The following is a 14705-nucleotide window of genomic DNA, read 5'->3' on the forward strand; positions in this document are numbered from 1 at the left end:
GTCTTAGCATCATTTGAAATTACAGTTTTCTTGTTGATGTATCACATCACAGGTTGGCGATCGCCAGTTCAAAGCACGATTTAAGTCATTGCACGATTACAGTGGTAAAGACTGTTTCGACTGTCTCGTATTGGTCGAGAGCGACTCATTTAGAGCGAGTGACGATACACTGCACATACTAGAAATTTGGTTACGCCCTTGTGATTTAGCGCGATAGAGATGAACATCAGCTGCTTGGATTACGTCCAATAGTGGGCCTTCGCCTTGATACTGCGCAACCCCAATACTAACGGTTAACTCTCCGACATGAGGAAAATGAAAATGGCTAATGACGTTAAGTAACCTATCAGCAAAAGCAACGGCACTGGGTAAATCGGTATCTTGGCAAACAATCATAAACTCCTCACCGCCCCACCGACCGGCACAATCACTTGTTCGCGTTGACTGACGAAGCAACTGCCCCAGTGCTTTTAAAACTTGATCCCCTGCTAAGTGACCAAAACTATCGTTAACGGACTTAAAATAATCTATATCGATCAGCAAAATAGAAAATGGATGATGATAACGTGACGCCTGATAATGCGCAGCGCTAAGAACTGTTTCTAATTGAGTGCGATTGGCCAACCCCGTTAAACAATCAAGTAGTGAATGTTGTTCCAGCCGTTTTTTGTCACTGATATCGCTCGCAATAGATAAAAAACCATTGAGTTTACCATCATCACGATACACCGGTATCACATCGGCCTTTAGCCAAAAGTCATCACCTGATTTGGTTTGATTATGAAATTCACCAGTCCATTTATTGGTGTGGGAAATGCTTTTCCACATTTCACGAAACGAGACTACCACGGCAGATGGGTGACGGATCATCGCGGCGTCCTCGCCAATTAATTCACTCGTTTGATAGCCGCTTAGTTGACACAATGCCGCGTTGCAGCGAACAATTTTCCCCGAAAGATTGGTCTCCATAATCGGAACATGCTTGTCGATAATATTAGAGTAGTGCTCCATTTGTTCGCGTTGTCGTTGTTCACGTTTAAGTTGACGATAGTTGGTCAATGCAGCGAAAACGGCTAAAGGTAACAAAATCAACAGCAGCGCGACAAAGACCAAACCGGCAAACAAGAGTGCTGTTTGTTCGGTTTGGTAGCTCCAATAGGCTAACGAACTGACGGCAGCTGAAATCGCGATAGCGATCCCGTTAAATTTGCGAATGACAGCAAACAGCTCCCGATGTTTCGTTAGCGCCATAAAGAAACCTTGAACTCCATTATGCAATTATGTGCTTAACTATAGTCCAGAGTTATAATATTCGCGTAAATACTCGAGACATTTTAGCGATACAACGACCTCTAAACCCAAGCAACTTGAAGATGTAGGCAGACGCCAAAAGAACAATGCCTCTGAGCACCTCGTGAACATAGACAAACTATGTGATGAGGTTTGTGAGAGCCAACCCTTTTAAATCGATTAAACGCCACTTCAGTGAAACCAATGGTTATAAGATATGGTTATATCGTTTTATTTATCTATAACTTATTGCTTTTTGGTTGCGCTCGTTGCTGTATACTGCAACAAACGCAACGGAAGGCAATTAATATGATAGACGTACCATCATCTTACATTGTGATAGCCCTATTTATCGCCACTATTTTGGGGCTTATTCGCTACCAAACACGCCCTGAAAAGGTGTTTGGTGTGCTGCTGGTTGTTCTTGTTGCGTCTGGACTTGTCAGCACTCAACAAGTGATTGCCAGTTTTGCAAATCAAGGGTTATTGACGCTAATTTTGCTCATGGTGTGCTCTATTGCGTTGGAAAAAACCAGCTTATTACGTGTTCTGGCAACCTTTGTCATAAAACCCAGTTACCAAGCAACTTGGCTCCGTCTATTTTCAATTACCACATTGTCGTCTGCGTTTCTAAATAACACGGCGGTAGTGTCGACCATGCTGGCTCCAATTCGAAATAACCCGCATCACCCTGCAAGTCGGTTATTAATTCCACTTTCGTATGCCGCTATTTTGGGTGGAACATTAACCTTGGTAGGCACATCAACGAACTTAATTGTTAATAGTATGGTGCTCGACGCCAATCTTCCATCGTTAGGTTTTTTTGATTTCACACTTGTCGGTGGGCTGCTTGTGGTTGGTTGTGGCGTCGTTTTATTTTTTCTTTCTGGCACGCTGCCAATGAAATCACGCCATACATCGATGGCCGCTGACTATTTTATCGATACTAAGGTAACTCTAGACTCCCCACTCATTGGTAAAACCATTGAAGAAAATGGGCTGCGAAATCTGGAAAGCTTGTTTCTGGTAGAAATTTTACGTCACCATCATCTTATTTCTCCTGTGGCGCCAAACGAAGTGGTCGAAGCGGGAGATCGTTTAATCTTTAGTGGTGATATTAAGAAAGTCTCTTTATTTCATCAAATTCCTGGATTGAATCTCTTTGCGCGTGAAAATGGTCTACCGATTGATAACTTGATTGAAGTGGTTATCAGACCCGAAAGTATCCTCAGTGGCAAAACCTTAAAACATGCCGGATTTCGCGCTCGATTTGATGCAGCTGTCGTGGCGATGAAACGCGATGGTGAACGCGTGTCGGGAAAACTTGGTGATATAAAATTGCGCCCTGGCGATTATTTGGTGCTTGCGGTTGGAGACGATTTTCGTAGTCGCCATAACATTAGTAAAAACTTTTATATGATCAGTGGTTATGAAACTGACCATATGCTTCACGGACGCAAAGAACTTCTCGCGATCAGCGGCTTTTTGCTCGCCATAACGAGTGCCGCGTTTGGTCTACTGCCCTTATTTGAAAGCGTGTTTTTACTGCTGGGGCTTTATCTGCTTACTGGCTGCCTAAGTGGAAACGAAATTTTGCATCGCTTACCAAAGCAGATTTGGCTGATCATTTCGTCGGCGCTCGTACTTTCCCAAGCGCTGATGAATACTCAAGCGTTAAACACTCTGGAAGAGGTCATTATTAATAACCCAAACCTCTTTACCCCATTTTTAGGACTGGCACTGATATATGGGTTGACGTGGCTGCTCACCGAATTGGTGACAAATAACGCCGCTGCCGCCCTCATGTTTCCTATAGCCTTTGGGCTGGCTCAAGCTTTAAACGTGGACTTTCACAGTTTTATCCTTGCCGTTGCTTTTGGTGCGAGTGCCAGTTTTGTCAGCCCTTATGGCTACCAAACAAACTTGATGGTTTACAACGCAGGTCAATATCGATTTAACGATTTTCTGCGAATTGGGCTACCTGTCAGCCTAATGTACGGCGTCATCACGCTCAGTTCGATTACGCTGATTTATGGATTTTAAACACAAAGGGATTATCTCATATGACGATGACTGCAGAACGCATAACACACTTAAAACAGCTGGAAGCCGAATCGATTCACATCATGCGCGAAGTCGCGGCTGAATTTGATAACCCAGTCATGCTCTACTCCGTTGGTAAAGACTCTTCTGTCATGCTGCATCTTGCGCGTAAAGCGTTTGCGCCTGGAGCGCCGCCATTTCCGCTAATGCACGTTGATACAACATGGAAATTCAAAGAGATGATTGAATTTCGCGATTATATGGCCGACAAATTAGGCATGAAACTGATTGTCCACCAAAACCCAGAAGGGTTGGCGATGAATATCAATCCGTTTGTTCATGGCAGTTCCTATCACACCGATGTCATGAAAACCCAAGGGCTTAAGCAAGCGCTGGACAAATACGGCTTTGACGCGGCTTTTGGTGGCGCACGTCGAGATGAGGAGAAATCACGCGCAAAAGAACGTGTTTACTCTTTTCGTGATGAACACCACCGCTGGGATCCTAAAAACCAACGCCCAGAACTTTGGAATATCTACAATGGCAAAGTAAACCAAGGTGAAAGTATTCGAGTCTTCCCTTTGTCAAACTGGACGGAATTGGATATCTGGCAATACATCTATCTTGAAGAGATTGAAATCCCTGGGTTATATCTGTCTAAAAAGCGCCCCGTGGTTGAGCGTGATGGCATGCTTATTATGGTAGATGATGAGCGCATGGCATTAAAACCCGGCGAAGTGGTCGAAGAAAAAATGGTTCGCTTTCGCACCTTAGGCTGCTACCCACTGACAGGTGCCGTCGAATCGGAAGCCACAACGCTACCGGACGTGATTCAAGAAATGCTGCTGACAACCACTTCTGAACGGCAAGGTCGAGCGATTGATCATGACAGCGCTGGCTCAATGGAAAAGAAAAAACGCGAAGGATATTTCTAATGACCAGCCCATACCAACACAAAGCGCACGATGGTATTAACCAAGATGTCGTTTGGCACACAGGCAGTATCACCCACCAAGAGCGTGCGGCTTTAAAGCGACAGGTTCCCGTTGTGCTTTGGTTTACAGGTTTAAGTGGCTCTGGCAAGTCAACGATTGCCAATGCAGTAGAACAAAAATTATTGGCCCTTGGTAAGCATAGCTATTTACTTGATGGTGATAATATTCGCCATGGGCTCAATAAAGATCTTGGTTTTACTCAAGCCGACCGTATTGAGAATATTCGCCGAATTGGTGAAGTAGCCAGCTTGTTTGTTGATGCAGGAAGCATCGTTTTAACCGCGTTTATATCGCCATTTATTAGTGACCGAGAGCAAGTACGTCAACGACTTGAACCGCACCAATTTATCGAAGTGTTCGTCGACACGCCTCTTGCGGTTTGTGAGTCACGCGATCCTAAAGGGTTATACAAAAAAGCGCGCGCGGGCGAAATTAAACACTTTACTGGAATTGATTCTGACTATGAGTCGCCAACACAGCCAGAAATTCATTTAAAAACGGATATCGACTCTATCGAAGCCTGCGCAGAAAAAGTGGTTAATTACTTAGCCGCCCGTGGCTACCTTGGGCTCTAGTACGCCTAAGCCATTTGACGCTGCTGCCCGTACCGATAGACAAAGTGAAATGAGGAGTGCCCGCTTGAGTCAGCCAACAGGAAAAAGCTCAGTGCATTTTGATGTTTTCAATGGTGATGCAGACGGCATTACAGCGTTGTTGCAATTGCGTCTCGCTGAGCCCAAAGAGACACGCCTCATCACCGGCGTGAAACGTGATATTGCGTTACTCAAGCGCGTTGAATCCGATATCAAAATGCCACATTTCGCCAAGGAAAACGTGTCAGTTACCGCACTCGATATTTCAATGGAAAAAAATATTGATGCATTGCAATACCTATTAAATGAAGGCGTTGACGTCTTTTATTGCGACCACCACCGTACAGGTAGCATGCCGCAAAGTTTGCATTTATCAACATTGATTAACCTTGATCCTGAGATCTGCACCAGCTTGTTAATTAACGCATACTTAAGCGGCCAATACCCACTTTGGGCTATCGTCGGCGCGTTTGGCGATAATCTGTGGCAACGCGCTGAAACGTTAGCCAACACGCTTACACTAAATAGCGAAGAAATCACGTACCTAAAAGAGCTGGGTACTTTGATCAACTACAACGGTTATGGCACAACACTTGGCGATTTACACATTGACCCTGCTGAGTTATTTCGCCAATTGCTCGAGTACGTTGATCCCTTCGCGCTAAAGCACGATCTTGAATCACCGTTTTACTTATTGCGAGCCGGTTACGCTAAAGATATCGCACTAGCAAGAACGCAAGTTCCCATTTTTGAAAATGACACTTGCCGAGTATTTAAATTACCAGCTAAGCCTTGGGCCAAACGCATCAGCGGTGTTTGGAGTAATCAATTAGCTAATGAAGCGCCACATAAAGCGCATGCCGTTTTAACCTTAAATGACACTCACCAAGACTATACCGTGAGCGTTAGAGCCCCGCTCGATTCACGTACTGGCGCTGACATAGTATGCAGTCAATTTTATTCAGGCGGTGGACGCGCTGCAGCCGCTGGCATTAACACATTGCCTAAAACAATGATGCACCTATTTATTGAAACGTTAACTGATTTTTATGCCTAGGACCTTTGGTCGTCTGCATAACATCCATATTCACTCAAAAGGATATTGATTATGTCTCATTCATCAGATTTGATCGCAAAAGACATCGAAGCTTATCTCAAAGTTCACGAGAATAAAGACCTATTGCGTTTTTTGACCTGTGGTAACGTCGATGATGGCAAATCCACACTCATTGGTCGTCTTTTGTTTGACAGTAAGTTGATTTATGAAGATCAACTTGCGGCAATTGAAAAAGACTCGCAAAAATTCAACACCACAAATGAAGCGTTTGACTTGGCACTGCTCGTTGACGGCCTACAGTCAGAGCGAGAGCAAGGGATCACTATTGATGTTGCCTACCGCTATTTTTCGACCGACAAGCGCAAATTCATTATTGCCGATACGCCCGGGCATGAACAATACACACGCAATATGGTCACTGGCGCATCAACGTGTGATTTAGCCATCGTGATTGTTGATGCGCGACACGGCATTCAAACGCAAACACGTCGACACAGTTATATTTGCAGCCTGCTCGGCATTAAACACATTATTGTTGCGATCAACAAAATGGATTTGATGGACTACAGTCAGTCGGTGTATCAAAAAATCAAAGCCGATTATCGTGCTATGGCTAAGAGTTTTAACATTGACGACATTCGCTTTGTCCCTATTTCGGCTTTAAAAGGCGATAACGTGGTCACTCCGAGTACCAATATGGATTGGTATCCGGGTGCGACGTTAATGAAGCTATTGGAAACAGTGAAAATTGACCAAGACGCAGACTTAACGCAAATGCGCTTCCCGGTACAGTACGTCAACCGCCCTAACCTCGATTTTCGTGGCTTTAGCGGAACACTGGCCTCTGGCCAAGTTCAAGTGGGAGATGAAATCACGGCTCTACCTTCAGGCAAGCACTCAACCATCAAAAGCATCTACACCTACGATGGTGAACTGAATCAAGCTCAACCAGGACAGGCGGTTACTTTAACGCTTGCGGATGAAATTGACATTTCTCGTGGCGATATGATTGTTCATCGTGGTCATGAGCCTGTGGTGACCAATCATCTTGACGCCCATGTTGTGTGGATGGATGACAATCCCTTGCGCACTCATAAAGAGTATATGTTTAAATTTGCGACCAAATCCTGCCCGGGGGCAATTCGTCAAATTTCGCACAAGGTAGATGTCAATACTCTGGAGCATCATGACTTTAGCGCAGAACACTTAAAATTAAATGAAATTGGCTTACTCAATATCGGCCTGACTGACGCTGTCGCGTTAGACGCTTATGACACACTGCCGCAAACTGGTGCGTTTGTCATAATCGACAGACAAAGCAATGTGACTGTGGGAGCGGGTATGGTGCATCGCCTTATCAAAGAAAGTGACGAGCCAAGTAAAGTTTACACTCAAGCGGAAAAAGAACTCAACGCATTCATTCGTAAGAATTACCCAGAATGGGGCTGTGCTGAGATTTAATTTACTCAGGAGACATGGCGTTGCTGAAAGACTAAATTGAATTAGAGAGGTGCTGAAAAGCACCTCTTTCTCATTTCCCCACCAAACAGAGGATTTATAACGTCGCCGTTGAATTACGCAACACTAATGTTGGCGTAAATGAGGTGGTAATTTCTGTCGAGTTTTGACTGGGAAGCGCGAGAGCCAACTGGGCGGCGTGCTGCGCCATTATCGCAATAGGGTAACGAACTGTCGTCAATCTTGGGCGAACAAATTGGGCAATCAAGGCATCATCAAAACCGACTACTGAAATGTTCTCAGGAACGTTAAGCCCGTTTTCTTCTAATGTTTCAAAGACCCCGGCTGCCATATAATCGTTATAAGCAACCACCGCAGTGATCTCGAGCGATTTAGAAAGCAAGTTCATCATTGCCGTAGAGCCACCCTCGGCAGTCGGCGTACCGGATTCGATGTAGTTCTGTGTCAGCGCAATACCGTGCTGCGTTAAAGCGTCACTGTAACCACGAATTCGCTCATGAGTATCTTCAATATCTTGATCCGATGCGACACAGGCAATTTGTCGATGCCCCTGCTTGATTAAATGCGTTGTCGCAATAAATGCACCGTGATAGTTATCTAATGAAACGCAGCGCTCCTCAATACCATCAACGCTACGATTGATAATCACCAATCCACGAACTCGTTGACAATAATCGCGGATCTCTTGGTCACTTAGCCCTTTCGCGTGCAAAATGATGCTTTCACAGCCGCTATTAATCAAAAATTCCAACGCTCGGCGCTCATCATTCGCATTGTGATAGCCACAGCCAATAAGCAATTGCTTATCAAATTGACGAATCACCTTATCAACCGCGGTGATGAGCATACCAAAAAACGGATCTGATGCATCGTTGACCACTATACCAACATAATTGGTGGTCTGGTTAACCAGCGCCCGCGCCGCAGCGTTCGGGCGGTAGTTCAATTTTTTCATCGCCGCCGTCACTGCATCCAATGCCGATTGACTCACTTGAGGTGAATGATTCACCACACGTGACACTGTCGCGACAGACACACCCGCCGCTTTGGCGACATCCTTGATTGTTGCCATATAGCCTCTAAATATGAAATTGTCGGGGGGATAGATACCCAAACGACTTGGTGTTGCAGGTCGGCAGCAAAGGAACAAAGCCTCTGAGCACGTCGTGAACATAGACAAACTATGTAAGGAGGTTTGTCAGAGCTTGCTCCTTAATTTTTTACAGAAAAACACCGCAACTTCAAGTGGAACGGGTATATCAAAAAAGACCCGCAGTACAACTGAGGGTCATGATACACCGAAATGACGACAATAATTGACAAAAAATTAGAGGAATCGGTAAACCGTTTGATGCTGATAACACTCATTTGGCATCAACGTAGCGTTCGACTGAGCCCACTCTGGTCGGTTAGGTGCGTCTGGAAAATACTGAGTTTCCAGCGCAACGCCTGCGTAATCTCGGTAAGGAGACTCTCGGCGACTTGGCGTGCCAGCCAGCCAGTTTCCCGTATACAGCTGCATTCCCGGTTTGGTTGTCATCACTTCCAAGCTCAATTTGCCATCTGGTGCGCTTAATCGAGCAACGGGCTTTGAAACATCACGAGTGACATCAAACACAAAGCAGTGATCGTACCCTTTTGCCAGTGTTTGCTGTTCACCCTGCATAAAGCTCGCGGCAATCGCATGTGGCTGTTCAAAGTCAAACTCTGAACCTGATGTTTCAACTAATACTCCAGCTGGGATCCCTTTATCATCTGTTGCAACGTAATGCGTTGCACTAATCTGCAATTGGTGATCAAGAATATCTTGCCCCACATCGGCGCCCAACAGATTGAAATAAGCATGATTGGTAAGATTTACCACGGTTGGCGCATCTGTCATAGCCCGATAATCAATCACCACACGGTTGTCTGACGTTAAGGTGTAGCACACCTCAACACTGAGCTCTCCCGGAAAGCCTTGGTCGCCATCGGGAGAAACCAGCGCAAATGAGACGCTAGACTCCGTGTGTGACGTCATAAACCAACGGCGCTTGTCAAACCCCTCAGGCCCACCATGGAGACAGTTATCAAATTGATTGGATTCAACTTGAATATCATCGCCCATCAATGAAAACTGTCCTTTGGCAATACGATTGGCGAAACGACCTACCGTCGTGCCCATATAGACTTGTTGTGCACTGAATTTTTCAATACTGTCGACGCCTAGCAACACTTCACGTAAAGGACGTTCGCGTAGAGACTCACTGGCGATAGGCACTTGGCAGCTTAACCAAGTCGCGCCTATGTCCATGAATGCCACGCGCATACCATTTTCGTTATGCAGTTCAAAAATCTTTGCTGGCTGACCATCAAAGGCCAGCCCCTGCTGCATTGATTGACTCAATGTCATGATATCACCGCGATGCTTAAACAAGCTCAACCAAGCCTGCGCCTGGCATCGCCTGACAGACATAAATCGACTCTTTAAGACCCGTCGCCGCATGATAGTTGGCTTCAACAACTGCTTTGACTTCATCTACTAGTGCAGGTGGTACAAGTGCGACAATACAGCCACCAAAACCACCGCCGGTCATGCGCACGCCACCTTGCGTACCGATAACAGACTTAACCATTTCAACAAGCGTATCGATTTCTTTTACTGTGATTTCAAAATCATCACGCATTGAAGCATGCGATTGCTCCATCAGTTCGCCCATGCGAACCATATCACCCGCGGCAAGTGCCTTCGCTGCTTCGACTGTACGGTCATTTTCAGTGATCACATGACGCGCACGCATCGCCACAACCGGATCAAGTTCTGCCGCTTTGGCGTTGAATTGCTCGATCGTCACATCACGCAATGCCTTAACACCAAAAATCGCTGCAGCTTCTTCACATTGCGCACGACGCGTGTTGTATTCGCTGTCGACCAATCCACGCTTTTTGTTTGAATTGATAATGACCACAGCCATGTCTTGAGCCATTGATACAGCGGTGGTTTCAAGCGAGCGGCAATCAAGCAACATCGCGTGATTTTCTCGGCCTTCTGCGGAAATCATTTGATCCATAATGCCGCAGTTGCAACCGACAAATTCGTTTTCAGCTTGTTGGCCATTTAACGCAATTTCTGCCTGACTAATTTCTAGGTTAAACAAAACCTTAAATGTCTGACCAATCACCACTTCAAGCGCTGCAGAGGAACTTAGGCCCGCGCCTTGTGGCACATTACCGCTAACAGAAATGTCGGCACCGGTAAATTCAAAACCACGTGCACGCAAGCATTTTACGACACCACGAATGTAGTTTGCCCACATTTTGTCTTGCTGGAATTCAATCTCAGCAGTGAGGTCAAACTCATCAATGGCATCATTATAATCAACGGAAACAACACGAACGATGTTGTCGTCACGGCGCGACGCTGCAACAACGGTTTGGTAGTTAATCGCGCAAGGCAACACAAAGCCATCGTTATAATCGGTATGTTCACCAATTAAGTTCACGCGGCCAGGGGCTTGAATAATATGACTCGGTTGATAGTTAAAGCAGTTTTTAAATGAAGCGGTCACATTTTGAATTAGGTTTGACATGGTCTTTCTCGCTGAGTTTGCGCCGACAATATCGGCGCAGAATTTAATCACTTAGACAGTGGGAGGGCGAATCACTCTTGATCCGCCATTATTTGGCGTTATGCCTGTTCTTTATAATGAACGTCGCTTAAGTCACGCAGACGCTGCGCTGCTTGTTCTGCAGTCAAGTCACGTTGACTTTCCGCAAGCATTTCGTAACCCACCATAAACTTACGTACGCTCGCACTGCGCAGTAGCGGCGGGTAGAACAACGCATGAAGCTGCCAATGTTCAATATCGGTACCAGCCTCAAAGAACGGCGCGTAATGCCACCCCATAGAATAAGGAAATGAACACTGGAATAGATTGTCGTAACGGCTGGTCAATTTCTTAATCGCAAGCGCTAAGTCATCACGTTGAGCATCGCTCAGCTCGCTCATACGGCGAATGTGAGTTTTTGGCAACAACATGGTTTCAAAGGGCCATGCCGCCCAGTAAGGCACAACTGCAATCCAATGTTCGGTTTCAACGACAGTGCGAGCACCATCTTTAATTTCTGCTTCCACGTAATCGACTAAAAGATTACGTCCGTGTTCTTGGTAATACGCTTTTAAGTGATGCTCTTTACGCTCAATCTCATTCGGTAAAAAACTGTTTGCCCAGATTTGACCATGTGGGTGCGGTTGAGAACAGCCCATAGTCTCGCCTTTATTTTCAAACGCTTGTACCCACAAGTAATCTTTACCTAACTCTTCGATTTGTTCGTTCCACGTATCAATCACTCCACGAATTTGTGGTACCGACAGTTCAGGTAAGGTTTTGCTGTGGTCTGGCGAAAAACAAATTACGCGACTCAAGCCACGAACACCCTGCGTTTTAAACAGCGGATTTTTCGATTGCGGCGCGTCAGGAGAGTCTGGCATCAATGCTGCGAAATCATTACTAAAAACGTATGTACCTTGGTAGTCAGGGTTCACATCACCCGAGATACGGGTATTCGTTGGGCACAAGAAACAGCCTTTGTCATAACTTGGTAACTGCTCAGTAGATGGTTTTTCATCCTGACCACTCCAAGGGCGTTTAGCACGATGCGGTGAAACTAGGATCCACTGCCCTGTTAATGGGTTATAACGACGATGTGGGTGATCAACAGGATTAAATTCAATTTGTGACATGATGGCTTCTCATCAAACAGCAAAGCTGTACTTTGCTTTTAAAATAATGGACTTATACCCTTTCTACTTGAAGTTGTTTGGGTATATAAACTAGCAGCGCTTTGTGCGTTTGCTGCTAGCCTTCATAAATTAGTAACCTTGCGGGTTATTGGATTGCCAGTTCCAAGTGTCAGCGGTCATTTGCGCCACAGTACGCGTTGCTTTCCAACCAAGGTCGCGTTCCGCTTTTGCTGTACTTGCCCAACACTCTGCAATGTCACCTGGACGGCGTGGGCATAGCTCGTACGGCACAGGCTTACCACATGCCGCCGCAAATGCTTCTACCATTTCAAGCACACTAGACCCTTTACCTGTGCCCAAGTTGTAGATATGAAGTCCTGATTTTTCACCGACAGATTTCAGCGCGGCAATGTGACCATCCGCCAAGTCCATCACGTGAATATAATCTCGTACGCCAGTACCGTCTGGTGTTGGATAATCGTTACCAAAAACCGACAATTTCTCTCGACGCCCTACTGCAACTTGAGCAATAAATGGCATTAAGTTATTTGGAATGCCTTGAGGATCTTCGCCCATGGTGCCTGATGGGTGCGCGCCTACTGGGTTAAAGTAACGCAGTAGCGTAATACTCCAATCAGGCTCTGCTGCAAACAGATCGGTAAAGCACTGCTCGACCATATATTTACTGCGTCCATATGGGTTTGTTGTTGCGCCAGTCGGAGAGTCTTCAGTAATAGGCACGATTTCAGGATCGCCATATACGGTTGCAGAAGAACTGAATACGATACTCTTCACACCCGCTTTGCGCATGGCTCGCGCCAACACAAGAGAACCATTAACATTGTTGTCATAATACTCAAGCGGCTTTTGCACCGACTCGCCCACCGCTTTTAAACCCGCGAAATGAATCACTGCGCTGATGTCATGCTGGGCGAAAACATCATCTAGAAATGCCTCATCACGAATATCGCCACAGTAGAATGGTGGCGTTTGCCCAGTAAGTGCGAAAATACGGTCTAACACTTCTTCTTTTGCATTGCATAAGTTATCGACGATAACAGGCTCAATTCCTGCTTCAATCATCTGAACGCAAGTGTGACTACCTATATAGCCCATTCCACCAGTGACTAGCACTTTCATTGTTTGCTCTCCAATCCAAACTCGCTTTGTTGGCGTTATTTTAACAAGAGTTAAAGCCAAACAACCGTGATCAAAGTCGCATCATGGAAACGTTTACATTCAATCGCGCGCTCTATTTATATCAAAAAACGAATAAAACAATCAAAAACAATGTAAACGGTACCAAGCGTATTCAACTTGCTGATATACCCAAACAACTTGGAGATGCAGCTAGTGAGCAAACGAGCAAAGCCACTGAGAACTTCGTCAACGCAGACCAACTATGTGATGAAGTTTATGAGAGTCAGCGCCTTATTTTCTTATAGAAACGCGCTGGAGCTTCAAGTAGGACGGCTATACCCAAGTAAATTAACGCCACTTGGGTTTTAAATCGCCGTTGGGTGGCACTATGGAATGAGCACCATCTTTCCTGTTACACCGCCACTTTCGAGTAAATCTTGTGCCTCACTCACTTGCGCCAGTGCCATAGTACTGTATATCGGCTTGATTTTTCCCTGCAGCAGCAATTGATAAATTGCTCTTAACGAAGAATCAACCAATGGGTAATTTGTTGTGTAAGTTGCATATAATTCAGAGAAAGTGATTGTCGGCGATTTAGCAAAATACTTCGCAGCTTCTGCCTGTAGATTCGTCGTACCGACACCGGCCAGAAAACCGAAAATAACAATATGACCAAGCTTGGCGAGGACTTCTAAATCTTGCACTATCGTATCGCCTGCCACCGGATTAAAAATGTAGTTTACACCACGCCCGGATGTGATTGCTTTAACCTCATTAAGCCAAGGCTGAGTTGAGTCAAACGCAAAATCCGCTCCGTTTGCCAGCGCGGTCTGAACCTTCTCTTGCCCACGATCAAGGGCAATCATGGTTATGCCTGCGGCTTTTCCCAATTGAATTAATGCGGTACCGACCCCGCCTGTCGCAGCATACACCAAAGCAACCTTGTTGCTTTCAGCCCGCACAACATTATGTAGCATGTGATAAGCCGTGAAATAGGTCACCGGCATCGCGCCCGCTTCAACAACATTAACTGCGTCCGGCAATGCCACCACCCGATTGGCGTCGATAGCGACGTATTGAGCATAGGTAGACGCCCCAATGATACCTATGAAGGCGACAGGCTGACCTTTAACAAGGCCACTGTCGTTTGGATCATAAACGACACCACTCCCTTCAACCCCCGGAATAAAAGGCAAAGATGGCATCATTCCCGGCGGCATATTACCTTCGCGGATCACTGTATCGATAAAATTGATTGGCGCCGCTTTCATTTCAATGAGTATTTGACCAGGTTTCAAACTCGGCATCGCCACCTCTTCCAAATGCAGGTGATCGCTCCCCCCCACTTCAGACAATACAATCGCTTTCATCACACCACCTCCACG

Annotated in this window: 12 protein-coding genes; 5 read left to right on the forward strand and 7 right to left on the reverse strand. The window is 45.7% G+C overall.

Annotation, left to right across the window (positions count from 1 at the left end; translation table 11 throughout):
- Positions 1–96 precede the first annotated feature (96 nt).
- Positions 97–1251, reverse strand: a complete 1155-nt coding sequence (locus tag HGP28_RS07060) for a GGDEF domain-containing protein (RefSeq protein ID WP_168835745.1) — start codon at positions 1249–1251, stop codon at positions 97–99.
- Positions 1252–1599: 348 nt separating this feature from the next.
- Here HGP28_RS07060 and HGP28_RS07065 point away from each other — a divergent pair, with 348 nt between their 5' ends.
- From HGP28_RS07065 to cysN, 5 genes are all read left to right on the forward strand, one after another.
- Positions 1600–3333, forward strand: coding sequence for an SLC13 family permease (locus HGP28_RS07065; protein WP_168835746.1), 1734 nt, complete (start codon positions 1600–1602; stop codon positions 3331–3333).
- Between the two features lie 26 nt (positions 3334–3359).
- Positions 3360–4268 (forward strand): sulfate adenylyltransferase subunit CysD, encoded by a 909-nt coding sequence (gene cysD / locus HGP28_RS07070; RefSeq protein ID WP_211091917.1) that lies wholly within the window; start codon positions 3360–3362, stop codon positions 4266–4268.
- Positions 4268–4903, forward strand: coding sequence for an adenylyl-sulfate kinase (gene cysC / locus HGP28_RS07075; RefSeq protein ID WP_168835748.1), 636 nt, complete (start codon positions 4268–4270; stop codon positions 4901–4903). The genes cysD and cysC overlap by 1 nt, the downstream gene beginning before the upstream one ends.
- 91 nt (positions 4904–4994) lie before the next feature.
- Positions 4995–5978, forward strand: a complete 984-nt coding sequence (locus tag HGP28_RS07080; RefSeq protein ID WP_168835788.1) for a DHH family phosphoesterase — start codon at positions 4995–4997, stop codon at positions 5976–5978.
- Between the two features lie 51 nt (positions 5979–6029).
- A complete protein-coding gene (cysN, locus tag HGP28_RS07085; protein ID WP_168835749.1) occupies positions 6030–7439 on the forward strand; it encodes a sulfate adenylyltransferase subunit CysN in 1410 nt (469 codons plus the stop codon).
- Between the two features lie 94 nt (positions 7440–7533).
- Here the strand turns inward: cysN and HGP28_RS07090 are convergent, their stop codons facing one another.
- The 6 genes from HGP28_RS07090 to HGP28_RS07115 all read right to left on the reverse strand — a co-directional run bounded on the left by HGP28_RS07090 (position 7534) and on the right by HGP28_RS07115 (position 14690).
- Entirely contained in the window at positions 7534–8529 is a 996-nt protein-coding gene (locus HGP28_RS07090; protein ID WP_168835750.1) for a substrate-binding domain-containing protein, read from the reverse strand.
- Between the two features lie 255 nt (positions 8530–8784).
- Positions 8785–9849 (reverse strand): galactose-1-epimerase, encoded by a 1065-nt coding sequence (gene galM, locus HGP28_RS07095; RefSeq protein WP_168835751.1) that lies wholly within the window; start codon positions 9847–9849, stop codon positions 8785–8787.
- 16 nt (positions 9850–9865) lie between these two features.
- Positions 9866–11026 (reverse strand): galactokinase, encoded by a 1161-nt coding sequence (galK, locus tag HGP28_RS07100; protein ID WP_168835752.1) that lies wholly within the window; start codon positions 11024–11026, stop codon positions 9866–9868.
- A 98-nt stretch (positions 11027–11124) separates the two neighbouring features.
- Positions 11125–12180 (reverse strand): UDP-glucose--hexose-1-phosphate uridylyltransferase, encoded by a 1056-nt coding sequence (locus HGP28_RS07105; RefSeq protein ID WP_168835753.1) that lies wholly within the window; start codon positions 12178–12180, stop codon positions 11125–11127.
- Positions 12181–12309: 129 nt separating this feature from the next.
- Positions 12310–13320, reverse strand: a complete 1011-nt coding sequence (galE, locus tag HGP28_RS07110) for a UDP-glucose 4-epimerase GalE (protein WP_168835754.1) — start codon at positions 13318–13320, stop codon at positions 12310–12312.
- Between the two features lie 386 nt (positions 13321–13706).
- A complete protein-coding gene (locus HGP28_RS07115; RefSeq protein ID WP_168835755.1) occupies positions 13707–14690 on the reverse strand; it encodes a quinone oxidoreductase family protein in 984 nt (327 codons plus the stop codon).
- Positions 14691–14705 lie beyond the last annotated feature (15 nt).

The sequence above is a fragment of the Vibrio agarilyticus genome (assembly GCF_012641465.1).
In the GTDB taxonomy this organism is placed as follows: Bacteria; Pseudomonadota; Gammaproteobacteria; order Enterobacterales; family Vibrionaceae; genus Vibrio; species Vibrio agarilyticus.